We start from the raw sequence: 25,899 nt of genomic DNA on the forward strand, positions 1-25,899 counted from the left end.
AGACGCTATGCACTGCTTTAGCGCATTTCCCTTTTATTACTCTGTTTCCCAGAAATATAAAGCAACTCTTGGGCCAAGTTGCCTTGGCCCCAGTCAAAATGTGTATGTTAACGGACTGTAAATGGTTTTAACGCAATAGGGTCTCTTAAAACGGCTAAGGCGATAGCAGGAAACAGCGGTGAACAGTACTTCGTTGCACTTAAGCAGTGCTATAACGAAAATAATGGTGCAGCAAAAATAGAATCGTCAAAAGTGGTTGAGTGGCAGTACATGAAGACCAACTTTATAGAATTAGCAAATAGTATGCTTAGTACTTATTGAAATATGCGGTGAAATAAAAATGTAAAAAAAACACTAAAAAAGCCAGTTTGTTTATATTTCTTCGTTAAGCGGTGCTTTTCGCCAACACGCGGCCTTCATGGGCTTGGATGAGTTATCCACCATTCCTGTGGATAACCTTGTGCATTAGCGATAGAAAACTAATGACAAGCGAGAGCGGACGCGGCTTTGGCTCCTGTTGTCTGGATTCTCTACTTTTTAATAATTATGTTATTTATCAATTAATTAATTAAAATCAAGCGTTCGGAAATTATAACTTTGATGGATGGATGATCTTTAATCAATTAACCATCAATAATGTGTTTATGTTAATGCTTGGGGATAAAAACGCTTTTAGAGTGCAAATGTAAGTAACATGTCACTGTAACGATGCAAGCAAGGTTGCTGTTGAGCAAATTAAGACATTTTAGTGTTTGAAGCTGGTTTTATATCCAGTATCATGGCGGTGGCAAAAATCTATGGGGCTTTCATAATTAGCCTCCTGACAGTGTGCATTTCTCGGGCGGGTAGCAAATTCATGAGTAAACCATTCAAACTACATTCTGAGTTTAAACCAGCAGGTGATCAGCCTGAGGCCATTCGTAAACTGGAAGAAGGGCTGGAAAATGGTTTGGCCCATCAGACACTGTTGGGGGTTACGGGGTCGGGCAAAACCTTTACAGTGGCGAATGTGATTGCCGACTTGAATCGTCCAACAATGGTATTAGCGCCGAATAAAACATTGGCGGCCCAACTTTATGGCGAGATGAAAGAGTTCTTTCCCGAGAATGCGGTGGAATATTTTGTCTCCTACTATGATTACTATCAGCCCGAAGCCTATGTCCCAAGTTCTGATACCTTTATCGAGAAAGACTCCTCGGTAAACGAGCATATCGAGCAGATGCGGCTCTCTGCGACCAAAGCATTATTGGAGCGGCGGGATGTGGTGGTGGTAGCCTCGGTCTCTGCTATTTATGGCTTGGGTGACCCTGATTTATACCTGAAAATGATGCTACATCTGACCAAGGGGATGATTATTGATCAACGCTCAATTTTGCGTCGCTTATCAGAGCTGCAATACAGCCGTAATGATCAGGTATTTCAGCGCGGTACTTTCCGTGTACGCGGTGAGGTGATTGATATCTTCCCCGCAGAGTCTGATGAGTGGGCGCTGCGGGTTGAGTTGTTTGATGAAGAGGTTGAACGGCTATCAATATTTGACCCGTTAACAGGCCAGTTACAGCATGAAGTTCCACGTTTTACTGTTTATCCTAAGACTCACTATGTTACCCCGCGAGAGCGTATTTTGCAGGCGATGGAGGAGATCAAAGTTGAGCTGGCAGAGCGGCGTAAAGTGTTGCTTGCCAATAATAAGTTGTTGGAAGAACAGCGGCTTACCCAGCGAACTCAGTTTGACCTTGAAATGATGAATGAGCTGGGCTATTGCTCTGGCATTGAAAACTACTCGCGCTATCTTTCTGGCCGTGGGCCGGGTGAAGCGCCACCAACACTATTCGACTATCTGCCAGCCGACGGTTTGCTGATTGTTGATGAGTCCCACGTCACGATTCCGCAAATCGGCGGTATGTACAAAGGTGACCGGTCGCGTAAAGAAACATTGGTGGAATATGGTTTTCGGCTGCCATCAGCGTTGGACAACCGTCCAATGCGCTTTGAAGAATTTGAGGCATTAGCCCCTCAGACTATCTATGTTTCAGCGACTCCGGGCAAATATGAGCTAGAGAAATCCGGTGGTGAGGTTGTTGATCAGGTGGTTCGTCCGACTGGCTTACTTGATCCACTGATTGAAGTTCGCCCGGTCGCAACACAGGTGGATGATTTGCTATCCGAAATCCGCATTCGTGCCGCGATTAACGAGCGCGTATTGGTCACCACATTGACCAAACGTATGGCCGAAGACTTGACGGAGTATCTGGAGGAGCATGGTGCCCGTGTACGTTATCTGCATTCCGATATTGATACCGTTGAGCGAGTAGAGATTATTCGTGATTTACGTTTGGGTGAATTTGATGTGCTGGTAGGCATCAACTTGCTGCGAGAAGGGCTGGATATGCCAGAGGTTTCACTGGTTGCCATTTTGGATGCTGATAAAGAAGGTTTCTTGCGCTCTGAACGTTCCTTAATTCAGACAATTGGTCGTGCGGCACGCAATCTCAATGGTAAAGCGATTCTCTACGGCGACAGAATCACGGCCTCGATGGAAAAAGCCATTGGCGAAACCGAGCGGCGGCGGGCAAAACAGCAAGCTTACAATGAAGAGCGCGGCATTATTCCACAGGGGCTCAACAAGAAGATTGGCGATATTCTGCAACTGGGCCAGCCTTCTATGCGGGGTAAAGGCAAAGGGCGGGGTGGTAAAGTGGCCGATACCAATAACTACCAATCACTGCCGCCTAAAGCGCTTGATCAGAAAATCCGTGAGCTTGAAGCGAAAATGTACACTCACGCACAGAATCTTGAGTTTGAACAAGCAGCTGAATTGCGTGACCAGGTTCATCAGTTGCGCCAGCAGTTTATTGCAATATCTTGATGGTCAGCGGCTCACTTTGTGAGTCCGCAGAATGATGGATATGAAAAATTAAGAATTTCTGCTTGTCGCATCAACCGAACCTGATTAAGGTGTGCGGCTGATAAAATCGTCATCGAATAATGCGCGAGATAAATAATGAGCGACCACTTATCCAAAGATCCATTGCACGGTATTACATTGGAGCAGTTACTGACCAAGTTGGTGGAGCACTATGGTTGGGAAGAACTGGCATACCGCATCCAGATCAACTGTTTCATTAGCGATCCCAGCATTAAATCTAGCCTGAAATTTTTACGCCGCACGCCATGGGCGCGGGCCAAAGTAGAAGCGTTATACATCCATATGAATAACAATGCAGCTCTGCAAGAACAGGCCAAAAAGTAATCTTTTTAGCTCATCGATGCCGAAGCTGTGCTTGCGCCACCAAGTTGTTGCAATGTCGTTTCCAGAGCCTGACGCAGTAATTCGCGGTCATGGCGGTAAGGGATATCTTTGGCTTCCAGGGGTTGCTGGACGATAATCCTGTCCGTTACACCTCTGATATCAATACGCGGGCTTACGATTGCCGCATCAATAATTTTTCGGCCAATTTTACTTTCCATTATTGCCAGTTTTTCGTGTAACGACAACGCTGCCGCCGCCACACTGAGCTCACGTCCCAGATTACCAATATAAATCATGCTGGCAGAACTACGTCGCAAGGCTTGAGTTAAATCATCCAGCAGTAACAGTGGCATTAGACTGGTTAAAAAACTGCCCGGTCCTATCAAAATAACATCGGCCTGGCTAATAGCCTCAACCGCTTCCTTTGTTGCGTGGACATGGGGCGACAGCAGCATCTCTTGCGGCATATGTGCCAATTGATCAATATTCACTTCACCGTAAACCGGATGCCCTTCATGATCAATTGCCAGTAAGTCTACCGGTTGCTCTGACATCGGGATCAACCAGGCATCCACTTTCAGCAAGCTGCGCACCAGATTGATGGCTTCAATAGGCCGAATGCTAAGATGGTCCAGCGCTTTGAGCATTAAATTGCCTAGATTATGACCGGCTAACTCGCCATTACCGGTAAAACGGTATTCAAACATGGCGGAGGCTACGCTGGGTTCAGTTATCAATTGATTCAGGCAGTTTCGGGTGTCCCCCCAGGCAATACCGCCCTCCGAACGGCGTATACGGCCGGTCGAACCGCCATTATCGGTCGTGGTCACAATTCCGGTGAGACGAGAGCCTAAAGGGGAAAGAGCAGACATTACCCTTCCCAGACCATGGCCCCCACCTAATGCAACCACTCGATCGAGATCCGCTAACGTGCGATTTCGCATATTTTTCCTGTCTGTCTAAATAGTATCGCCTGGCTCTAATAGCGTAGCTAATAGTGAAATTGCTGCATAAGTTAACGGATTTGCCGTTAAAACGCGATAAAAGCCATGATTTTCGTGATTTTAAACAAAGTATTGGGTGCGGATTGAAATAAGCTCAATAACAGTGATTTTTGTTTCATAAGTCGCTGTATATTAAAATATATAACGTAAAAACAGTGATTGGCTATCTGGTCGTTTTAGCGTTAGAATCTCTAGGAAAAGTGAGGTTTTTAGCGACTGAGTGTCGCGATAATTTTTACTTTTTAACCATGGTTCAGTAAGTTGTTGGAAAGACAGTTACTGAACATAAACTCCTAGCCTTAGTGTCTACGTTGTTGTGTTTTTCTAACAATATGATGCTCTGGCCGTGGCTTTAAGCCACCAGGGTGCGAGGTAGAAATGCCTGCATCTCCCGTATTTGGAAAGGTGTTATGGTACAACTGACTGATGCGTTTGCGCGCAAGTTCTATTATTTGCGCCTATCAATTACCGATGTGTGCAATTTTCGTTGCACTTATTGCCTGCCCGATGGCTATCGCCCGGACGGATTAAAAAGTTTTCTAAGCCTTGATGAGATAAGCCGCATCAGCCGCGCTTTTGCTTTGCTGGGTACAGAAAAGATCCGTCTGACCGGTGGTGAGCCCTCCATGCGCCGCGATTTTACCGATATTATTGCCACAATCCGGCAAAATCCTGCGATCCGTACCTTGGCAGTGACTACCAATGGCTACCGTTTAGCGCGTGATGCTGCCCAATGGCGAGAGGCCGGACTGACGGCAATCAATGTCAGTGTTGATAGCCTTGATCCCCGGCAGTTCCATACCATTACCGGGCAAGATAAATTTCATCAGGTCATGCAAGGCATCGATGCGGCTTTTGATGCCGGTTTTGAGAAAGTCAAAATCAATGCTGTGCTGATGCGGGATGTTAATGATCGCAATCTAAGTGCATTCCTTCACTGGATAAAATCCAGACCTATCCAACTGCGATTTATCGAACTGATGGAGACCGGTGAGGGGGGCAATCTATTTCGTAAACACCATGTTTCCGGTGACACTATTCGCCAGCAATTACTCCAGCAAGGTTGGCAACAGCAAGATCGCGCGCGCAGTGATGGTCCCGCTCAGGTATTCCATCACCCAGACTATCTGGGGGAAGTGGGGCTGATCATGCCTTATGAGAAAAACTTCTGTGCCAGTTGTAACCGTCTACGTGTTTCAGCATTGGGAAATCTGCATCTGTGTTTATTTGGCGAGCAAGGCATTACATTGCGCGATCTGTTAAGCAGTGATGACCAGCAACATGAGTTGATGGCGCGGATTCAGAGTGCATTGCAAACCAAGAAACAAACCCATTTCTTGCATCAAGGTAATAGCGGCATTACGCAGAATTTATCTTTTATTGGTGGCTGATAGCTTACATCGGTAAGCGATTCGGGTGTACGAGGGCAGTTAACCTCTGCAACGTCAAGCGTGAGGAGAAATTCCCAAAGTTATTGGCGTTACAGGTAGGCCGCAAGCGAATAAATCCCGATGAGCTTACATCGGTAAGTGATTCGGGTGCATGAGTGCAGCTAACACCCCTGCAACGTCAAGAACGAAGGGAATAGGAATATTATGACCCAACTAACGCACATTAATGCCGCTGGCGAAGCCCATATGGTGGATGTTTCTACCAAAGCTGAAACCGTACGCGAAGCGCGTGCGGAAGCTTTTGTTGAAATGCACGCCGCGACATTGGCGATGATTATTGATGGCAGCCATCATAAGGGCGATGTGTTTGCCACTGCCCGAATTGCCGGGATTCAGGCGGCCAAACGAACCTGGGAATTGATCCCATTGTGCCACCCTCTACTGCTGACCAAAGTGGAAGTTCAACTGGAAGCACAGCCAGAGCATAACCGAGTCCGTATTGAGTCCTGCTGCCGTCTAACCGGTAAAACTGGGGTAGAGATGGAAGCTCTGACAGCGGCGTCTGTTGCCGCGCTGACAATTTATGATATGTGCAAAGCGGTACAAAAAGACATGATAATTGGCCCGGTTCGCCTGTTAGCAAAAAGTGGCGGCAAATCCGGTGATTTTAAGGTGAATTCATGATTGAGATTCTATTTTTTGCTCAAGTTCGTGAGCTGGTAGGTACTGACCGTCTGCAATTGGCTGCGGAATTTCCAACAGTCGATGCTCTGCGACAATCCCTGAGTCAACGGGGGGAGCGCTGGCAGTTGGCGCTAGAAGAGGGCAAATTACTCACTGCGGTGAATCAATCGTTGGTTAATGCGCAGCACCCACTGGTTGCGGGCGATGAAGTGGCTTTCTTCCCACCGGTCACTGGGGGCTGATGATGGAGAATACCCGTATTCGTGTTGGACCTGAGTTATTCAATGTTGGTGATGAATATAATTGGTTGTCGCAATGTGATGAAGACGGTGCAGTGGTGACCTTTACGGGCAAAGTTCGTAATCATAACCTGGGTGCTAATGTTAGTGCTTTGACACTGGAGCATTACCCAGGAATGACAGAAAAAGCGCTGGGTGAAATTATTGGCGAAGCGCGCAGCCGCTGGCCATTACAGCGCGTTTCTGTTATCCATCGGGTGGGGCCGCTATTCCCCGGCGATGAGATTGTCTTTGTCGGTGTGACCAGTGCTCACCGCAGCATGGCCTTTGAGTCGGCAGAATTTATTATGGACTATCTGAAAACGCGGGCACCTTTCTGGAAACGGGAAGCGACTACCGAGGGCGAGCGTTGGGTCGAATCACGGGACAGCGACCATACTGCTGCCAAGCGTTGGTAAACTGTACGTAAACCCGTGTAAAGATTGCTCCTAAATGCCTATTTTTACTCCCTTGTTTACTGTATTTCTGTGGTACCCTTAAAGAGTCGGTGGGTTGTCAGTAGATAGCCTGTTTCATTATTTTATGCATAAGGTAACTACCATGGATCGCTATCCACGCTCTAATGGTTCAATTGTCGAACGTGCCAACTCTGGCATTCAGGCATATATGGCGCAGGTATACGGCTGGATGACCTGTGGTCTGTTATTAACGGCGGTTGTCGCTTGGTACGCAGCGAATACTCCTGCGGTACTTAACTTTATCTTTTCCAGCCAGATCACCTTTTTTGGACTGATTATTGTTCAGTTGGGTCTGGTATTTGTTATTTCTGGGATGGTAAATCGCCTCAGCGGTACGATGGCAACCAGCTTGTTTATGCTGTATTCGGCATTAACCGGGCTGACTATCTCTAGTATTTTCATCATGTATACCAGTTCCTCTATTGCCAGCACATTCTTGATTGCTGCTGGTATGTTTGGTGCCATGAGTTTCTACGGCTATACCACCAAACGTGATTTAAGTGGTATGGGCAGCATGTTGTTTATGGGCCTGATCGGTATTGTGTTGGCCTCTATTGTTAATATTTGGCTGAAGAGCACGGCGCTTATGTGGGCAGTGACCTACATCGGTGTGTTGGTGTTTGTCGGTTTGACTGCTTACGATACCCAGAAGTTGAAAAATATGGGTGCGCAGTTAGATGCCAATGATAAAGATGGGTTCCGTAAATACTCCATCGTGGGTGCATTGACCCTGTATCTTGATTTCATTAACTTGTTCCTGATGCTGCTGCGGATTTTCGGCAACCGTCGTTAATTTTACCTCTATAAGGGGTACGATAAGGCAGATTTGCCCACCGTACGCTGCTTAAATTAGGTTGTGTAGTTTGAAATGATAAAGGACACCAAATTGGTGTCCTTTTTGTTTTTTGGCATTGAGGTCGGGTTTGGGCTGGAATGGGGTTAGTAATGTGATTTGGTTGATATTTCACGCTACCTAATTTCCAATGTTGCTACCGAGTAAGCTGGCCCTTCTGCACCCAAGCAAACCGGTTATAAATCTTTAAGCTATTTTCCGTCTGAACATGCCATATGCAACACTTCCCGTGGTGGCGGTAATAACCAGCAGCGGCCATAAGCTGTGCCAGATAATATCGAAGCTGGCATCCTTGAGATAAATCTGTTTAGTGATGTCAGTAAAGTGGCGGATGGGATTGATCCAAGTGATATTTTGCAGCCAGATTGGCATGTTCTCCACCGGTGAGACATAACCCGAAAGCAGAATCGCGGGCATCATAAACACAAACACGCCGATGAATGCTTGCTGCTGAGTTGAACATAACGATGAAATCAGTAAACCAAAACCGACTAAAGAGAGGCCATAGAGCAGCATGGTGCCGTAAAATAGCGCCAGCGAACCCGCAAAGGGAATTTGGTAGAAAAATATACCGATAAACAACACGATAGTGGCTTGGAAGGTGGCAACAATCAGTGCAGGCACCGCTTTGCCGATAAAAATTTGCCAGGTAGTTAACGGAGAAACTAATAGCTGTTCCAGCGTACCTTGTTCCCGTTCACGCGCCACAGATAACGACGTTACGATCAGCACGCCAATCGTAGTAATCATCGCAATCAATGATGGCACAACAAACCATTTGTAGTTCAAATTTGGGTTATACCAATTGCGGATAACTAACTCACTGTTGTTGGGTTTGATTTGGCCGCTAGTCAGTTCCAGTTGGTAATCTTGTACAATCTGTTGAATGTAATTTGCGGCTATCTGGGCACTGTTAGAATTACGTCCATCCAGCACCAGCTGCAATTGCGTAGTTTTGCCATTGGCTAAATCAGCACTGAACTGCTCTGGGAAGCGGATCAGCAGCAGCGCTTTCTGGTTATCAATAACTGGCCGGATCTCTTGTGGGCTGTGTAGCAGCAGTACATGAGAGAATGCTTCAGCTTTGGCAAAACGTTGGGTGAGTTCTACTGAGGCTTTACCACTGTCTTCACTGTAAATGGCGATGGTGGCATTGGTAACTTCCAACGTGGCAGCGAATGGGAATAAGATCACCTGCAATATCACTGGCATGATTAATATTGCACGGGTCTGCGGTTCACGTAGCAGCGATTGCAACTCTTTAATAATCAATGTATAGAGGCGATGAAACATATTTTACTCTCTTCCTTTAATCTAACCTGCGATGTGTTTTCCACGCCGTCAGACCAATAAATACCGCGGCGGAGGCTACCAGGAACAGCAAGTTAATCACCAGAACGGTACCGATATTTCCCGCCAGAAATAGGGTTTGCAGGCTGCTGACGAAATAGCGGGCAGGAATGATATAAGTCACGGCGCGCACAATTGCGGGCATGCTATCAATTTCAAAAATAAAGCCCGAAAGCATGACCGCCGGTAAGAATGCTGCATTCAGCGCTATCATGGCGGCATTGAACTGATTACGTGTGATAGTCGAAATCAGCAGCCCCATCCCCAGTGTGCTGGCTAAAAATAGGCTGGTTATGACAAATAATATCCACAATGAACCGCGATAAGGCACGCCGAGGATAAACACCGACACTGCCATACAGAGCGTCATGGCAACCATACCAAGGACGTAATAGGGAATTAGCTTTGATAACAGCAATTCACTGCGTGTGACCTGAGTTGATAGCAGTGCCTCCATCGTGCCGCGTTCCCATTCACGGGCAATCACCAGTGACGTCAGGATAGCCCCAATTACCGTCATAATAATGGTGATGGCCCCAGGAATGATAAAATGACGGCTGATGGCGGCAGGGTTAAACCAATAACGGACCTGGATTTCAATCAGCGGATCATTGGTTTGCCCCAAATTTTGCGCCTGTTGCTGCTGCCAGATTTGCCATACTCCTTGGGCATAACCCTGCACAAAGTTAGCGGTATTAGGCTCACTGCCGTCAGTAATCACTTGAATCGGTGCTTTGCTCTCTGGCCGTGCGAGTTGCTCGGCAAAATCATTAGGGATCACAATCAATCCGCGGATTTTACCGGCTTGCATTGCCTGAATCAGAGCTTGACGGTTATTACTGATTTGCGGGGAAATATATGGCGAGCTGGCAAATGCGTTGGCCAAGTCTTGTGCCGGTTTGCTCTGTTGTTCCATTAAAATGCCGACATGCAGTTTGCTGGAATCCAGGTTAATACCATAGCCAAAAATAAACAGTAACAACAATGGGATAACAAAAGCGATCAACCCGCTGCTGGGGTCACGCAAAATCTGCCGGGTCTCTTTACGGCATAAGGCACGCAGGCGACGCCACGAAAATCCGGTGTCCTGATAAACCTCGCCCTCATTTTCCGCTAGTTTATTGACGGGCAATTTATCGATAGGTAATCGCGACGGCTCGGTCATGGCTGTTGCTCCTCATCACTTTGTTGGTCATAGCGTTGAACCAACCCGATAAATGCTTCTTCCATGGATGGGTTAAGATTTTCATCAGTGGCGACTTGCTGCTTGAGCTCATCTGGCGTGCCAGCAGCAATAATTTTACCTCGATAAACCAGTCCGATACGGTCACAGTATTCGGCCTCATCCATAAAGTGGGTGGTGACCATCACAGTCACCCCTTTATCTACCATCCCATTGATATGCAGCCAGAACTCACGGCGAGTGAGTGGGTCAACCCCCGACGTGGGCTCATCAAGAAACAGAATGTCTGGCTCATGCATTAAAGCGCAGGCCAGCGCCAGTCGCTGTTTAAACCCCAGAGGTAGGGAGTCCGGTGTTTGCTTGAGAATGGGGGTGAAATTAAAGGCCGACGTCATATCTGCTATTTTATCGCGCTGGATTTTACCTTGCAGGCCATAAACACCGGAGAAAAATTTCAAATTCTGTTCAACGGTCAGGTTGCCATACAGCGAGAATTTCTGCGCCATATAACCCAAATGTTGCCGTGCTTTACCTGAGCTGGTCTTCAGATCCATATCCAATACTAATGCTTTACCCGAGCTTGGTACCAGCAAGCCACACATCATTTTAAACGTCGTTGATTTACCCGCGCCATTCGGCCCAAGTAAGCCAAATATTTCACCGCGTTTTACCTGAAAGTTGACATGATCAGTGGCGGCGAAATCACCAAATTTCTTGGTTAACTCTTGGGCCTCAATCACCGTCTCATCATGACTGCCTGCAACTTTAGGCATTATTTTTGCCAGTGCGGATTCACTGGCAGGGCCGCCGCCTAAGAGATCGATAAAGGCATCTTCAAAACGCGGCTCCGCCTCCATCACTTCGGCATTGGGCTGATTTAATAGGGACTGAACTTGGCTGTGATCTACATCTGGCTTGAGGATCAGCCGCACATATTTCCCCTGAATCACCCCATCACTCACTTGAGGTAGCGTCAAAGCATGCTGCAACAGTTTGCGGTTGGTTCCTGTTTGGGCTGCAACCAAAATCGTTCGGCCACTCATGCGCTGAGTCAGGTTTTGCGGCGCGCCGCTATATAGCAATTTACCTTCGTTGAGCAGCAATACTTCGCGGCACTGTTCTGCTTCATCAAGATAGGATGTGCTCCACAAGATAAGCATGCCGTCACTGGCCAACTCATGCACCATGCGCCATAACTCCCGGCGTGAGATAGGGTCAACCCCCACACCTGGTTCATCCAATAGTAACACTTTGGGTTGGCCAACCAAGGTACAGGCCAATCCTAACTTCTGTTTCATCCCCCCGGAGAGCTTGCCTGCTAGCCGCTCGGTAAAGCGGGTCAAATCCGTAAACGTTAGCAACCGCTCAAAGGTTTGGCGGCGTTCTTCACCCGTCACACCACGCAGATCAGCATACAGCGTCAGATTCTCCATTACTGTTAAATCTTCATATAAACCAAACTTTTGCGGCATGTATCCAAGAATTGAATGTAACTGGCGATCATTTTCCAATGGGTCCAGACCGACGACGGTCATCTTGCCGTGGCTGGGTTTTAGCAAGCCTGCCAACATGCGTAATAATGTGGTTTTACCGGCACCATCCGGCCCAACCAAACCGGTGACCGCACCACTGCGGATCTCCGTCGTTAGGCTAGCAACGGCAGGATTCTCCAGTCCGGGGAAGGATTTTTCGACTCCTTCCAAAGTAATAAGATGCTGGATTCCATTCATAACTCATGCCGCCTTAAGGTTGTGCAAAACGGACGGTGACTGGCATACCTTGTCGCAGTGACTCATCTGCATCCGTGATGATAATGCGCAAGCGATAAACCAGGTCGGTACGTAAGTCCGGAGTTTCCACACTTTTCGGGGTAAATTCGGCAGTCGGCGATACGAAGCCGATTTTGCCGTGATAAGGCTTGTTTGGGCGACCATCGGTAAAGATCTCAACTTCCGTGCCTGGAATGGCTTGGTTGAGGTGAGGTTCACTCACATAAGCGCGAACCCAGACCGGATCGGTCAGCGAGAGGGTAAAGACGGTATTGCTGGCAGATAAAATGGTGCCAGGTTCAACCGCGCGAGTGAGCACGGTACCTGAGGATGGGGAAAGCAGGGTTGTGTCTTGTAGATTCAGTTGAGCCTGCGCCAGCTCGGCTTCGCTCTGAGCCAGATTGGCCTCGGCCTGAGCAATTTCCTGTGGGCGATTACCACTTAAATATTGCGCTAGCTTATCTTTTGATGCCTGTAGATTTGCCTGCGCTTGATTCCGTGCGGTACGGGCATTCTCTAACTCGTTGGCGGAGGTCGCTTTATTTGCCCATAACCCTTGCTGGCGTTTGAGGAAGCTATCAGCATAACTGAATGCGGCTTCGCGCTGAGAAACCTCTGATTTGACTTGAGCAATCTCTTCTTCCCGATACCCGGCTTTCAGTAAAGCCAGCTGCGCTTGGGCACTTTGCACATTAGCCTGAGCCTGCTTGAGGGCGTTGAGATAAGGGCCATCATCCAGTTTACCCAGTTCTTGCCCCGGCTGAATTTTATCCCCTTCATCGACTGACAGCGACGCCAGACGGCCAGCCACTCGAAAGCCCAAATTTACGGTACGGATATCAACATTGCCGTACAACGTCAACGATGCATCATGCTGCTGACGATAATAACTCCATCCGTAACCTATCGCCGCTAATAACGCGACAATCACGACGGCCACTATAATCTTCTTGCGATTCATAATGCTCCCTATCTGTTACTGATATTGATGCCATCACTCTAATGTTTTGGCCCGCAGCCCGTAGAGAAGCAGGTCAATATGTTCGATAAGTACTTGATTAATTAACTCACTTTCAGCTTTACCAATATCCAGCCATCCCGCTTGTCGGCGGATCGTCTCACGGCCCATACGAAAAGCCAGAACTTCGCCGATTAATGCATGAGTATGAAGAATGGTTTTTGTGGCATTAGCATCAGCGCCAATAAATGCGGCCAGTAGTTGATTCAGTTTTTGGTGCAATGGCGCAATAACCTGGGTATGTATAAGCAGGTATGCATCACTGGGAGAGAGCTGCTCGCGTGCCATTATTTTGCTGATATTCAGCGTTTCTGGTTGCGTCATTAAATGACTGAATTCTAGTAATCCACGGCGGATATAATGTAGCTGTTGTTCTGGATTTTGCTCTTGGGGGGGGAGCTGGAGAAACTGATCAATCTCCTGAGCCAGTGGCGCGAAGGCCTGCTTAATAAAATCCGCAATCTGTTGCGCGACAGCCAGATATAAACCTTCTTTGGAATTGAAATAGTAGGTAATTGCGGCAATATTCTGCTCTGCCCGCTGGGCAATTTCGCGGGTGGTTGCTCCTTTCAGGCCCTGCTCGCCGAACAGTTCGGTCGCGGCTTGTATTAACTGCTGACGGGCTTGTTCACCACGGGGCGTGGTCGGTATTGGTGGTGCTGAAGAATGAGACATAGGCTCCATATCCAATGAATATCATTTTCGTTAATATTAAATAGATAGCCAAATAATTAATCAATCATATGATTAACTTTAGGTCACTGTCATGGGTATGTAAAGTTACGGTGAGCAGAAGCCCTTTTTTTGTGATCTGAAGCGGGTTAATCATCAGTAATAAATCATTATTCCTGATGATTACGCTAATAAAAATCTTAAGAAACGTGTAAATATCCCTTTTCTTGCTAAACATCTGCTATAATCAGCCGCAATGGTGCACTGCAGTTTGTGCCAATCCTCGTGGTAATGCCTCAATTCATACCTCGTCTGATAATCTTCCCTTGAAACTGCACCTGACGATATCGTCGGGATTGGGAAGATCTGGAGCTTTTCGTAATATGTCATTTGATTCTCTCGGCCTAAACGCCGACATCCTGCGTGCTGTTGAAGAGCAGGGCTATCTTGTGCCGACGCCAATTCAGCGTCAGGCAATCCCTGTGGTACTGGAAGGCCGTGATTTAATGGCCAGTGCGCAAACCGGTACCGGTAAAACCGCTGGTTTCACCTTGCCGCTGTTGCAACTACTGAGTCAGAACCAACAGCCAATTAAAGGCCGTCGTCCGGTACGTGCGTTGATTTTGACGCCAACCCGCGAGCTGGCTGCGCAGATTGACGAAAACGTACAGAGTTACAGCAAATACCTGAAGCTGCGTTCGCTGGTGGTATTTGGTGGCGTTAGCATTAACCCACAGATGATGAAATTGCGTGGTGGTGTTGATATCTTGGTCGCAACCCCTGGCCGTCTGCTGGATCTGGAACACCAGAATGCTGTTGATCTGTCCAAGATTGAGATTTTGGTATTGGACGAAGCTGACCGCATGCTGGATATGGGCTTTATTCACGATATCCGTCGTGTCTTGGCAAAACTGCCAGCCAAACGCCAGAATCTGCTGTTCTCTGCGACTTTCTCTGATGAAATTAAAGGCTTGGCTAGCAAATTGTTGCACAATCCTGCTTCAGTTGAAGTGGCTCGTCGTAACACAGCTTCTGAGCAAATTGCACAAAGTGTTCATTTTGTAGATAAAAACCGCAAACGCGAATTATTGTCTCAGATGATTGGCGAAGGTAATTGGCAGCAAGTCTTGGTGTTTAACCGCACCAAGCACGGCGCTAACCATTTAGCTGAGCAATTGAATAAAGACGGCATTACTGCTGCAGCAATTCACGGTAATAAGAGCCAAGGGGCGCGTACTCGTGCACTGGCTGATTTTAAAGACGGCAAAATTCGCGTATTGGTTGCGACTGATATCGCCGCTCGTGGTTTGGACATCGATCAGTTACCTCATGTAGTTAACTATGAGTTGCCAAACGTACCGGAAGATTACGTGCACCGTATTGGTCGTACTGGCCGCGCCGAACGTACCGGTGAAGCGATCTCTTTGGTTTGTGTTGATGAACACAAACTGCTGCGTGATATTGAGCGTTTGTTGAAACGTGAAATTCCACGTATCGCACTGGATGGCTATGAGCCGGACCCAAGCATTAAAGCAGATCCGATTCAAAATGGCCGTCAAGGCCGTGGTGCGCAACGTCCAGGTATGGGCCGTGGTAGCAACGCAGGTCGTCCGCAAAATGGTGGTGGTGCAGCCAGTCGCGGTGATAGCCGTAACAGCCGCCCACGCAGCCAGGCTGACGGCCAACGTCGCCCGGCAGGCCCATCTTCACGTGGTCGTAGCCGTAATCCCGGCGAATAAGTCATAAAGTATTCGCTGATGAAACCGCTTCTTTGGAGGCGGTTTTTTTTCATTTGAATCTCCTGATGACAGGGTTTTCTCTTGTTTTAAGCCTCGCTTCACCCGTATCATTGCCGGTCTTTTTTATCATTATACTGTATGGAATTTATTGCCATTGGGCGGGGATGTTATGGCGCGGATAAGAGGTCAAGGTAATTAGCATGCGGGTAATACTGGCACCGATGGAAGGTGTATTAGACTCACTGGTGCGTGAACTTCTCAGTGAAGTAAATGATTATGATCTTTGCATCACCGAATTTCTACGGGTGGTCGATCAACTATTGCCAGCAAAATCCTTCTACCGACTATGCCCTGAGCTTCACCAACAGAGCCGGACGTCATCTGGTACTCCGGTGCGTATCCAATTGTTAGGCCAGTACCCACAATGGCTGGCAGAAAACGCTGCTCGTGCTGTCGAACTAGGATCTTACGGCGTAGATTTAAACTGCGGCTGCCCGTCAAAACTGGTTAACGGCAGTGGGGGTGGGGCTACCTTGCTCAAAGACCCTGAATTGATTTATCAAGGTGCTAAAGCCATGCGCGAAGCGGTACCGGCTCATCTGCCCGTTACAGTAAAAATTCGGTTAGGCTGGGATTCTGGTGATCGGCAATTTGAGATTGCCGATGCGGTACAGCAAGCCGGTGCCACTGAGTTGGCAGTACATGGTCGTACGAAAGATGATGGTTATCAGGCGGACCGCATCAATTGGCCGGCAATCGGCGAGATCCGTCAGCGCCTGACGATACCAGTAATTGCCAATGGTGAGATTTGGGATTACCACAGTGCCCAACAGTGCATGAAAGTGACTGGCTGTGATGCCGTGATGCTTGGGCGGGGGGCACTCAATGTGCCAAATCTAAGCCGAGTTGTGAAGTATAACGAACCACGCATGGCGTGGCCGGAAGTGGTCAAACTGCTACAAAAATATGTGCAGTTAGAGAAACAGGGTGATACCGGCTTGTATCATGTTGCCCGCATCAAACAGTGGTTAGGTTATTTACGTAAAGAATATGCCGAAGCAACTGACTTATTTAGTGAAATCCGTGCATTAAAAACCTCGAAAGATATTGCGCTGGCTATTTTGCGAGTGTGAATTCACTACTCTTTATTGTGAACCATAAAAATCCTAACCCTAAATATACCTTAAACAAGAATGGTTATTCTTTTGATTTGATTTAAGTATCGCGTTTATAGTGTGCTCGCATTTTAAATGCAGTATCTCGTTAGGCGAGGCTCCTATACAAACACAGGTTACTGATCTGACGACGTCCAGAGACGCCCAAGGTTAGGACAGGTTATATCGGATTAAGGTATAACCCAAAGTAACTTCTGAGAAATCAGATACGTTGTATAGTGCTAAAACTTAGACACGGAGATAGCCATAGAGCACTCTCTAATCTGGTTACGCCCCTATGTGAGGACTGTTTAGTTGATTAATAACAGTAATAGGGTCATTTATGAGTTCACATTTCGACTTAGCATTGCAAAAGCAGCATCCATTCAATCCAGGTGAAGATAAAGAATCTACTTTAGGCGCTTATATGAGCGATGCCTATATTACGGTATCGGCTGATATGTCAGTCGCTGAAGCTAAAGCCTATTTCTTGCAAAATATCTCAGATAATGAAATACCGACACAATTGTTGGTGACAAATAATAATCAGCATTTGCTTGGGTTACTCTCGGTTAAGAATTTGCTGACGGAAGAGCAGCAAGATATAAAAATCTTTCAGATTATTAATCAGAGCTATTTCTTCGTATCTCCAGATCAAGACCGTCATGAAGCAGTAGGCTTATTGGCCAAATGTGGCTTAGATATTGTTCCAGTATTAAATCACGGCAAATTAATGGGAGTATTACGGGCACAAGAGATTGCTGAATTGATTGAGGATGAAAACACGGAAGATGCTCAACGGCAGGGGGCAAGCATGCCTCTTGATGAGCCTTATTTACAAACCAGCCCTGTGACATTATGGCGCAAGCGAGTGGTTTGGCTATTACTGCTATTTGTCGCAGAAGCTTATACCGGCACAGTATTAAAAGCTTTTGAGGAACAACTGGAAGCAGCCATCGCCTTAGCATTCTTTATCCCCCTATTAATAGGGACTGGCGGTAACAGTGGTACACAAATTACCTCGACCTTGGTGCGGGCCATGGCACTTGGAGAAGTCAGCCTGCGTAATATTGGTGCCGTAATGCGCAAAGAAGTTTCCACTTCTCTTATGGTGGCAACGACCATTGGTCTGGCCGCTTGGATCCGTGCCTGGTTCCTGGGCGTGGGGATGGAAGTGACTATCGTGGTAAGCTTAACGGTAGTCGCAATCACGGTGTGGAGTGCCATCGTCTCTTCCATTATTCCGATGGTATTAAAGCGCTTATCTATAGACCCTGCTGTGGTTTCAGCGCCATTCATTGCTACCTTTATTGATGGCACCGGTCTGATTATTTACTTTGAAATAGCTCAGTTAGTGATGACTGATTTAGCATAATGTAGATAATAAGGCGCTGTAAGCGCCTTTTTTAATGCCTATCCCACAAACTATTTTCTTTTGCGGCCAATAAATTTGGCGATACCCAGTAGAAAAATTGCTCCCACAAGAATCAATAATGCATCGACCCAGAAGGTCAGTGAGGCTAGATTTTCATCATGAATATCAGCTAAACCTGCGGCGACTAAAAATACTCCGAAGAGAATACCAAAAATTGTTGTTCCCATATAAACACCTATAAATTAGTTTTATCTAAAAATTTATGTTGGCAATTATAGGATAATATTTAATCGGTGGCTTTTCTTTCTTTGATAAATGTTTACTAATGGGTAGCAATTAGGCAGCTTTAATCTTTGTAACAATCATTTTGAGAATGAATGGTGCGTAGTGTATTACTGTAATTTATAATGCGCCGGATCAATCACAATGGCTCCCGACAACCTATTTAAGCTGACCAACATGAATGTAAAAATTCGATTTTCACTATTAAGTTTCTTGCTTTTATCTACCTGTATCAGTGTCGTTCCTTTAGCTTCGGCCAGTGGTACGTCCGGTGAAGTTAAAGGGAAAGCCCCTCTGGAGTTGGCGTCGGGTAGTGCGATGGTGATTGATTTACAAACAAATAAAGTTATTTATTCCAATAATGCGGATGAGGTGGTGCCGATTGCATCAATCACCAAATTAATGACTGCCATGGTGGTATTGGATGCCAAATTGCCTCTTGATGAGATTATTTCAGTCGATATTCATCAAACTAAAGAGATGAAAGGGGTCTATTCCCGGGTGCGGGTAAACAGTGAGATCAGCCGTAAAGATATGTTACTGCTAGCGCTTATGTCGTCGGAAAATCGTGCTGCGGCAAGCTTGGCTCACCATTATCCCGGCGGCTATAACGCATTTATTAAAGCAATGAATGCGAAAGCTAAATCATTGGGAATGACTAAAACTCGCTATGTGGAGCCAACAGGTTTGTCGATTGGTAATGTCTCGACGGCTCGTGACCTGACCAAATTACTGGTAGCAACCAAACAATATCCCTTGATTGGTCAGTTGAGTACCACAACCGAGAAAATGGCTACTTTCCGTGATCCTAACTATACCCTGCCATTTCGTAATACTAACCATTTGGTTTATAACGACAAATGGAATATCCAGTTAACTAAAACCGGCTTTACCAATCAAGCTGGGCACTGTCTGGCAATGCGTACTGTTATTGGCCATCGTCCGGTAGCACTGGTTGTTTTGGATGCTTTTGGCAAATATACCCATTTCGCGGATGCAAACCGCCTGCGTAGTTGGATAGAGACCGGTAAGGCTGCACCTATTCCGGGTGCTGCGAAAAGTTATCGTCAGCAAAAAGACACTCAAGGGCGCTTGGCTCAGGTGTCAGAATAAGAGCATTAATCGAATAGCAGAATTTACTGATGGCCTGTAAATTCTGCTGAGTAGTGCTGGGCTGGTTGTACTCACTTCACATAATAGTATTAAAAAATCAGTTTAAACACGCCAGTAATGGTTAGTAGCCCGACAATAAAAATTATCGCAATAATCCACAGTATTATTTTCATTTTATCTCCCAGATTCCAAAGCAAACATCGATATTTGCCAGTAGTACCAACCTCTGTTGGTGTCAGACTATGACTATAGTTTGTCTGACAGAATTCAGGCGATTTTCCGCTGGAATTAGGATAATGCTTAGAGTATTGCGCTATTGGCAATTCTATGTACGACATAGTTATTTTTTCTGCCAACCTTTCAGTTTTGAGGTTTTGCCAATTCCGGGATTAAAACTGTTGGTTGGGTCTATCTGCCGATAAAACGCTTTTAATGCGGGTTTTGCGATATAGAGATGCCCGACATTATGCTCGGCTGGGTACTCCGCCCCTTTGTCATTCAGCAGTGCCAGCATCTTCTCTTTTAGTGCGTGTGTATCGATACCTTTCTTCACGATATAGTCTTGATGGAAGACATGGCATAAGAAATGCCCATAGTAGAGTTTAGCAACCATGCATTGGTCTATTTCTGGCGGCAAGGTCTCAAACCACTGTTCTTCGTTACGGCGCAAAGCAATATCCAACGCCAATATATCTTCTACTTTATCGGCATGAACGGCGTGATAACGTACAGCAGCACCTGCTGCGGCAAAGCGGTGTAAAAATGCTTTTTTGCCTTCGTCAGCCGTACAAGTAATAAAGTTACCTTCCGCAGTAGCAAAAAAATCTTTCAGGAATTGCTGCGCTTCAGGAATGCCTCCACCGGACATTTTTAGCATCAAATGGTGTTCATATTTACTGCGGTAAGTCTTCAGGCGTTTTGGTAAATGATTGGGTAGAACCTGACTGACACCTTGCATTATCCGGTCAGTCAAATGGTCGATGAGAAAAGGTACTTTGCTTAAGCGAGCATCAATTTTACCTTTTAAAGTAAAGAAGCGAGGCATGTTATTGGTGCCCATATTGTTGATCATCACAAATGTATCCTTGCCATACACTTCCGCGATATCAAAAATATCGCGATGCATATATTCGCCCGCGACAGGCAAATGCTTGAAGTCACGCAAAATAGCTCGGCGTAATTGTGTTAATACTTGAGTTTGATTGGTTCCGATATAAAAGACTTGTTGCTGTTTCTCGCTAGGGAAGGTATCCAGTCGAACTGCAAAGACGGCTAATTTACCGGCACACCCCGAGGCTTCAAATAGGCGTCTTGGGTCGGCATTAAAACGGGAGGGAGTGGGGGCATCAATATCTCTCACCCGGGTAGCATATTCATGGTCAGAAGCTTGCTGTGTACCTTGGTCAATATCACTGTCACGATATTGACCGCGATCCAGTCGTTGCAAAATTTCTTCCGGCGTATTACCTAGATTGATGCCCAAGTGATTGATGAGTTGTAACTCTCCTTGCGCATCAATTTGCGCGAACAATGCCATCTCGGTGTATGCCGGCCCTCTTTGAACCAATGAACCTCCCGAATTATTACAAATACCGCCCACAACGGAAGCGCCAATACACGAAGAGCCAATCACTGAGTGGGGCTCACGGTCATAAGGTTTTAAACGTTTTTCCAATTGGTTCAGAGTACTGCCGGGGAAACCAATCACTTGCTTACCGTCATTCAGCAATTGAATTTGATTCAGGCGCAAGGTATTCAATATGACAATGGGTCGGTCATAATCATCCCCACTAGGGGTAGAACCCTCTGTTAGCCCGGTATTTGCCGCTTGCATGATAACAATAGTATCGGCGGCCACGCAGGCCTGTAGTAACTGCCATTGCTGCAATAAAGTAGACGGAAATACTACCGCAAGGGCAGAGCCGGCCCCTGAACGAAAACCGGTACGGTAACGCTCGGTTTGCCGTTCGCCAGTGAGCAAGTAGCGGACCCCCACAATATGTCGCAACTGGGTCAGTAAGGTTTGCGTTTTTTCATCACTGAATTGATTCATTCGTGCAGCTCCCTTTCATTGCATTTACTTTTATAGTGTTGGTCGCACCTACGTTCAGGGCTCTATGACACTGTTATTATGGTGCAATGATGTAACCATGAGGGGAGGCAGGCTTTCTTAATAAATCCTTTGTTTTGTGAAAAACCTCACATTATCACCCCTTAAATCTCACCTAATTTTCGTCATTCAGTGGTTTAAACATTACTAACACTAATGATTAAATGAAAGACACGCAGCCGATGGGATAGATATTGTATTTAATGGATAGATAATAATCTTGATCATTGCATGATGAGGTATAGGATCGAGCGTAATAAAATCACTGATTAGTAAGGCATTTTATGAGTGAACATTTTGTTGGTAAATATGAGGTGGAGCTGAAGTTCCATGTATCGAACATTTCTCAATTACATGAGCAGTTAGCAATACATCAAGCCACAGTATTTGCTAGCAATAATCATGAAAAAGATATCTATCTAGAAGCTAACGGTGGTGATTTAGCTGCGAAACAGATCAGCATGGTTTTGCGGGAAATGCACCCCTCTGGTATTCGTTTATGGATAGTCAAAGGGCCGGGAACGGAGCGATGTGAAGCCAGTAAAATTGAAGATATTGGCAAGGTACAAAGTATGTTAGCAACACTAGGGTATCAGCCAGCATTTATACTAGAAAAACAGCGCAGTATTTATTTTGTCGGGAAATTTCACGTTACGGTTGATAACCTGGCGGAAATCGGTGATTTTGCTGAAATAGCCATCATGACTGATGATGCCACTATTCTTGATAGCCTAAAGACGGAATGCCGGGATTTAGCTGATAAGCTCGGATTATTGCCAGCACAACAAGAAAGCCGTTCATACCGGCAGTTACTCGGTTTTTAGCGCTGATGCCGCCGCATTGGCCGCGATCTATCCCACGGCCATGCAGGTTTACTTTTTCATCAAAGATTTCAAATTGGCAAATGGGTTATGGGTGGCAACTCCTTGATCATTCTGCGCATCATCACCGGCAATTACCGTCGAGCCATAAAGGTCTGCTTCGGTATATTTAGAATGTTCGTGATCATGGCAAAAAAGGCACAACATCTCCCAATTGCTGCCATCTTCTGGATTATTGCTGTGATCGTGGTCAATATGGTGAACCGTCAACTCTCGGAGGTTAGAATAGACAAATTCACGTGAACATTTACCGCAAACCCACGGAAAAATCTTCAGTGCTTTCTCTCTATAACCACTTTCCAGACGGGCGTAATTCTTCGGTATATATGCCATAGGTGAACCTTCAATTCTGCAATAAATAATTGTCTTATTTTAGCGTGAAAGTCGGCACTAGACTATCAACTGTTTGTTATTAATACTCAGATGATATCCGATCATTTAAAGCAATAGTCGCAGGAACACATTGAATCAATTATAGAAATACATAGTCCAGTTATTCCTAGTGATGTTAAGAATTTTTGAGACTTTTGCTGATGATTTAAAGGGATAACTCGTTTTACACTATCGTTATGTTTTAGTATCAGCATGTTTTACATTATCCAATAGACAGTTATTAGCATGAGATTATACGTATCCCGCTAATAGACTTATTTTACGGCAGGCAATGCAGTGTGTTTAACCTAAAATCCTTTGCCGAAACAGTTGAGGCGATATGAAAGAATCTGAGGTGCTGGCTGAAGTCAGTAATGAAAACCAAACATTAATCGCCGTGGTGCAACAAGACCAGCGGGTGGTGTACTTCTATATTTATCCGCAAGAGGCATTTGAAGAACGTTTTCCGGTGCGTGCTTGCTGGGTGAGAAATCTGGTTGCGGCCCCTTTATTGGCAGATAATGCTGCCCTTGAACAAGGATTGGCTCCGCGATTAGCCGCAGAGTTTTGTCGTAATGTGGCCGGTGAAGCTGAACTTGATGCACAATTTATTACCATAGTCTGGTCAGAAAGTGATGATGGCGCTGCATTATGGTACCAGGGGCAACTGCTGGCGATTATTCCTGGCTGGAGTTTGTATATTGATCACTCGGTTTGTTATTCAGCCAGTTGTATTAAAGATAACCCCCTGACTTTACCTTTGGGTTCAGCCTCAACCAATGCCCAATATGCTCAGGCGCAGAAGACACGTCAATTCTGGCGGACTTGGCAACAAGAGGAAGGTAATCCTTGGCCTGCATTACAGGCGGAATATATTCAGTGCTACGAACAACACTTTGGCCCGTCACTGAAATATTACGCCATCGACCAAGGAACGTGGCCGCCAATGGCAATATCTCAGCATGAAAAGGATGGAATATACTATTTTCTGACATTGGGTGTCAGTATTCGTCCGCAACCTTGGGTTGAAATATTGTTCAATGATGATGCGGCAAAATATCGACGTCTTGAAATGGCCATAGCCATTGATAGTCAATATGTGAATGAGGACAACGCTATCCACATGGCAAGTTCGCTGGCTGGATTTGCGCATGTTCCTTGGAACAAAATAACCTGGTTAGGGGAAGGCCACACGTTGGAGTCGTCCGTGGCTCCTAAAGGGTATGAAGGCTATATTTTATCATCAGAGCTTTATGCTGATGCAGACACTCTTATATTGCCTCTCCAGCAGGATGATCCTGTCAATATATATTGGGCTAGCCCCGTTTTTGCCAGTGAAAGGGAGGCTGCGCATGCGGTGCCAAATGGTGGATATGATTTGCTAAAAAAACTACAGAAAAATGGGGTAAACCATATTTTCACACCACGCGAACCTATTATTTAATTTTGTGCTGAACATTGCTGGTCTGATTTGCAGATTTTGTTATTCAGGTCTTAACTTAATAATGACAGAGGTTTTGAGTCAGTAAACTTGAAACCACAATGTTCGCTTGAGATGCTGTGGCTTGCTGTATAGTCAAATCAGCTGTTAGTGAAAATTAATTTTATGGAGGTTTTATGGGCATACTATCTTGGATTATTTTTGGTCTGATTGCCGGTATTTTGGCTAAATGGATTATGCCAGGAGAGGATGGTGGTGGTTTTATTATGACTATAATCCTTGGTGTGGTAGGTGCTCTGGTTGGGGGCTATATTAGTACCTTCTTTGGTATGGGCAAAGTTGATGGGTTTAACATTGGTAGCTTTGTCGTGGCAGTCATCGGTTCACTGGTCGTACTGTTTGTCTACAGAAAATTAAGAAGTTAGACTCAATTGATATGCTTATTACCATGATTTTAACAGCCATCGGTAAAGCCAATAAGCATTAATCAAGAAAACATCTCCTCAGCAAGATACTGTTCTAATAAAATATCAGAAAGGTGGCTATTTTTTGTCACCTTTCTCTCATAAAACCATCATCAATATGCAATAGAAATATTCGTTAATAGCTCATGACTACAGGCAATCTGAGAGACATGACATGGGCCAGGCATTGCGTAAATTCACTGTGGCTGATTATCCAGCTGCGGTGCAAGAACCACGTAAGAAGGTACTTGCCGTTAAAGGTTTAGTTAAAGCATACAAATCACAACACCGAGTGTTGGATGATATCAACTTTGAGCTTCATGCCGGTGAATTTGTAGCGATAATTGGCCGTTCTGGTGCTGGAAAATCCACATTACTGCATGTTTTAAATGGCACCATTCCCAGTAGCGCCGGTGAGATCATTAATTACCATGATAATGGTGATACGCAGAATATTGCTGAATTGACAACAAAACAGATGAGAAAGTGGCGCGCTCAATGCGGCATGATTTTTCAGGATTTCTGCTTAGTTCCACGTCTTGATGTTATTACCAATGTTTTATTAGGCCGTCTTAGTTATACCTCGACAGTGAAATCATTTTTTAAAATATTTGCTGAGCAGGATAGAGCCAGAGCCATTGAATTACTGCAATGGCTCAATATGCTACCTCATGCTTTGCAGCGTGCAGAGAATCTCTCTGGTGGCCAAATGCAGCGTGTTGCTATTTGTCGCGCCATGATGCAAAACCCAAAAATATTATTAGCTGATGAGCCGGTCGCTTCTTTGGATCCAAAGAATACCACCCGAATAATGAATACATTACAGAAAATAAGCGAAAATGATATTGCGGTGGTCGTCAACTTACACTCTGTCGAACTAGTCAAAGATTATTGTACGAGAGTTATAGGTATTGCTCATGGACAAATTGTTTTTGATGGACACCCATCAATGCTGAATGACACTATTATTCAAGAAATTTATAGTGATGAATCATCTGATATTTTGCATTAATTCCCATTTATCCCTCTACCAG

25 protein-coding genes and 2 riboswitches are annotated in these 25,899 nt (G+C 45.7%); of the genes, 15 read left to right on the forward strand and 10 right to left on the reverse strand.

Features of this window, described 5'->3' with window-relative positions; genetic code table 11:
* Positions 1–856 precede the first annotated feature (856 nt).
* On the forward strand, positions 857–2,869 hold the full coding sequence (uvrB, locus tag DJ58_RS02490) for an excinuclease ABC subunit UvrB (protein ID WP_032911058.1): 2,013 nt from the start codon (positions 857–859) through the stop codon (positions 2,867–2,869).
* Between the two features lie 135 nt (positions 2,870–3,004).
* On the forward strand, positions 3,005–3,253 hold the full coding sequence (locus tag DJ58_RS02485; protein ID WP_004708996.1) for a VF530 family protein: 249 nt from the start codon (positions 3,005–3,007) through the stop codon (positions 3,251–3,253).
* Positions 3,254–3,258: 5 nt separating this feature from the next.
* On the opposite strand, the gene yvcK is transcribed toward DJ58_RS02485, so the two are convergent.
* Entirely contained in the window at positions 3,259–4,197 is a 939-nt protein-coding gene (gene yvcK / locus DJ58_RS02480) for a uridine diphosphate-N-acetylglucosamine-binding protein YvcK (RefSeq protein WP_032911022.1), read from the reverse strand.
* Positions 4,198–4,535: 338 nt separating this feature from the next.
* A riboswitch (molybdenum cofactor riboswitch) is annotated at positions 4,536–4,681 on the forward strand.
* Between yvcK and moaA the strand changes: the two genes are divergently transcribed.
* The 5 genes from moaA to DJ58_RS02455 all read left to right on the forward strand — a co-directional run bounded on the left by moaA (position 4,668) and on the right by DJ58_RS02455 (position 7,882).
* A complete protein-coding gene (moaA, locus tag DJ58_RS02475) occupies positions 4,668–5,648 on the forward strand; it encodes a GTP 3',8-cyclase MoaA (RefSeq protein WP_004708999.1) in 981 nt (326 codons plus the stop codon). Its footprint overlaps the riboswitch before it by 14 nt.
* Positions 5,649–5,852: 204 nt before the next feature.
* Positions 5,853–6,332, forward strand: a complete 480-nt coding sequence (moaC, locus tag DJ58_RS02470) for a cyclic pyranopterin monophosphate synthase MoaC (RefSeq protein ID WP_004709001.1) — start codon at positions 5,853–5,855, stop codon at positions 6,330–6,332.
* Entirely contained in the window at positions 6,329–6,574 is a 246-nt protein-coding gene (gene moaD, locus DJ58_RS02465; RefSeq protein WP_032911023.1) for a molybdopterin synthase sulfur carrier subunit, read from the forward strand. Before moaC ends, moaD begins: the two co-directional genes overlap by 4 nt.
* A 2-nt stretch (positions 6,575–6,576) precedes the next feature.
* Positions 6,577–7,029, forward strand: coding sequence for a molybdopterin synthase catalytic subunit MoaE (moaE, locus tag DJ58_RS02460; RefSeq protein ID WP_032911024.1), 453 nt, complete (start codon positions 6,577–6,579; stop codon positions 7,027–7,029).
* Between the two features lie 142 nt (positions 7,030–7,171).
* Positions 7,172–7,882, forward strand: coding sequence for a Bax inhibitor-1/YccA family protein (locus tag DJ58_RS02455; RefSeq protein WP_004709005.1), 711 nt, complete (start codon positions 7,172–7,174; stop codon positions 7,880–7,882).
* Positions 7,883–8,128: 246 nt separating this feature from the next.
* Here the strand turns inward: DJ58_RS02455 and DJ58_RS02450 are convergent, their stop codons facing one another.
* From DJ58_RS02450 to DJ58_RS02430, 5 genes are read right to left on the reverse strand one after another with little or no spacing between them, the layout of a single operon-like run.
* Positions 8,129–9,235, reverse strand: coding sequence for an ABC transporter permease (locus tag DJ58_RS02450; protein ID WP_004709007.1), 1,107 nt, complete (start codon positions 9,233–9,235; stop codon positions 8,129–8,131).
* Between the two features lie 16 nt (positions 9,236–9,251).
* On the reverse strand, positions 9,252–10,457 hold the full coding sequence (locus DJ58_RS02445; protein WP_032911025.1) for an ABC transporter permease: 1,206 nt from the start codon (positions 10,455–10,457) through the stop codon (positions 9,252–9,254).
* On the reverse strand, positions 10,454–12,205 hold the full coding sequence (locus DJ58_RS02440) for an ATP-binding cassette domain-containing protein (protein WP_004709011.1): 1,752 nt from the start codon (positions 12,203–12,205) through the stop codon (positions 10,454–10,456). The genes DJ58_RS02445 and DJ58_RS02440 overlap by 4 nt, the downstream gene beginning before the upstream one ends.
* 13 nt (positions 12,206–12,218) lie before the next feature.
* Positions 12,219–13,205, reverse strand: coding sequence for a secretion protein HlyD (gene hlyD / locus DJ58_RS02435; protein ID WP_032911026.1), 987 nt, complete (start codon positions 13,203–13,205; stop codon positions 12,219–12,221).
* Between the two features lie 33 nt (positions 13,206–13,238).
* Positions 13,239–13,946, reverse strand: a complete 708-nt coding sequence (locus tag DJ58_RS02430; protein ID WP_004709016.1) for a transcriptional regulator — start codon at positions 13,944–13,946, stop codon at positions 13,239–13,241.
* A 371-nt stretch (positions 13,947–14,317) separates the two neighbouring features.
* On the opposite strand from DJ58_RS02430, the gene rhlE reads away from it, so the two are divergent.
* From rhlE to DJ58_RS02415, 3 genes are all read left to right on the forward strand, one after another.
* Positions 14,318–15,673, forward strand: a complete 1,356-nt coding sequence (gene rhlE / locus DJ58_RS02425) for an ATP-dependent RNA helicase RhlE (RefSeq protein ID WP_004709017.1) — start codon at positions 14,318–14,320, stop codon at positions 15,671–15,673.
* Between the two features lie 200 nt (positions 15,674–15,873).
* Positions 15,874–16,806: a tRNA dihydrouridine(16) synthase DusC gene (gene dusC / locus DJ58_RS02420; RefSeq protein WP_004709019.1), complete on the forward strand. Its 933-nt coding sequence runs from the start codon at positions 15,874–15,876 to the stop codon at positions 16,804–16,806.
* A 119-nt stretch (positions 16,807–16,925) separates the two neighbouring features.
* Positions 16,926–17,095, forward strand: a riboswitch (M-box (ykoK) riboswitch).
* Between the two features lie 75 nt (positions 17,096–17,170).
* Positions 17,171–18,202, forward strand: a complete 1,032-nt coding sequence (locus tag DJ58_RS02415) for a magnesium transporter (protein WP_004709020.1) — start codon at positions 17,171–17,173, stop codon at positions 18,200–18,202.
* Positions 18,203–18,252: 50 nt separating this feature from the next.
* On the opposite strand, the gene DJ58_RS23240 is transcribed toward DJ58_RS02415, so the two are convergent.
* Positions 18,253–18,429: a hypothetical protein gene (locus DJ58_RS23240; RefSeq protein WP_004709023.1), complete on the reverse strand. Its 177-nt coding sequence runs from the start codon at positions 18,427–18,429 to the stop codon at positions 18,253–18,255.
* Positions 18,430–18,661: 232 nt separating this feature from the next.
* On the opposite strand from DJ58_RS23240, the gene pbpG reads away from it, so the two are divergent.
* A complete protein-coding gene (gene pbpG, locus DJ58_RS02405) occupies positions 18,662–19,597 on the forward strand; it encodes a D-alanyl-D-alanine endopeptidase (RefSeq protein WP_032911059.1) in 936 nt (311 codons plus the stop codon).
* A gap of 89 nt (positions 19,598–19,686) precedes the next feature.
* On the opposite strand, the gene DJ58_RS24205 is transcribed toward pbpG, so the two are convergent.
* Together DJ58_RS24205 and dld are read right to left on the reverse strand one after the other, a co-directional pair.
* Positions 19,687–19,935 (reverse strand): small membrane protein YohP, encoded by a 249-nt coding sequence (locus tag DJ58_RS24205; protein ID WP_032913275.1) that lies wholly within the window; start codon positions 19,933–19,935, stop codon positions 19,687–19,689.
* Positions 19,936–19,937: 2 nt separating this feature from the next.
* On the reverse strand, positions 19,938–21,650 hold the full coding sequence (gene dld, locus DJ58_RS02400) for a D-lactate dehydrogenase (RefSeq protein WP_004709028.1): 1,713 nt from the start codon (positions 21,648–21,650) through the stop codon (positions 19,938–19,940).
* Positions 21,651–21,991: 341 nt separating this feature from the next.
* Here dld and DJ58_RS02395 point away from each other — a divergent pair, with 341 nt between their 5' ends.
* On the forward strand, positions 21,992–22,531 hold the full coding sequence (locus tag DJ58_RS02395; protein ID WP_004709030.1) for a class IV adenylate cyclase: 540 nt from the start codon (positions 21,992–21,994) through the stop codon (positions 22,529–22,531).
* Positions 22,532–22,579: 48 nt separating this feature from the next.
* On the opposite strand, the gene yajD is transcribed toward DJ58_RS02395, so the two are convergent.
* Entirely contained in the window at positions 22,580–22,921 is a 342-nt protein-coding gene (yajD, locus tag DJ58_RS02390; RefSeq protein ID WP_005158894.1) for an HNH nuclease YajD, read from the reverse strand.
* 379 nt (positions 22,922–23,300) lie between these two features.
* On the opposite strand from yajD, the gene DJ58_RS02385 reads away from it, so the two are divergent.
* From DJ58_RS02385 to phnC, 3 genes are all read left to right on the forward strand, one after another.
* Entirely contained in the window at positions 23,301–24,404 is a 1,104-nt protein-coding gene (locus DJ58_RS02385; protein WP_004709033.1) for a suppressor of fused domain protein, read from the forward strand.
* Between the two features lie 173 nt (positions 24,405–24,577).
* Positions 24,578–24,826: a GlsB/YeaQ/YmgE family stress response membrane protein gene (locus DJ58_RS02380; RefSeq protein WP_004709035.1), complete on the forward strand. Its 249-nt coding sequence runs from the start codon at positions 24,578–24,580 to the stop codon at positions 24,824–24,826.
* Positions 24,827–25,040: 214 nt separating this feature from the next.
* Positions 25,041–25,877, forward strand: coding sequence for a phosphonate ABC transporter ATP-binding protein (gene phnC / locus DJ58_RS02375; protein WP_004709038.1), 837 nt, complete (start codon positions 25,041–25,043; stop codon positions 25,875–25,877).
* Positions 25,878–25,899: the final 22 nt, after the last annotated feature.

The organism is Yersinia frederiksenii ATCC 33641, assembly GCF_000754805.1.
GTDB classification, from domain to species: Bacteria; Pseudomonadota; Gammaproteobacteria; order Enterobacterales; family Enterobacteriaceae; genus Yersinia; species Yersinia frederiksenii.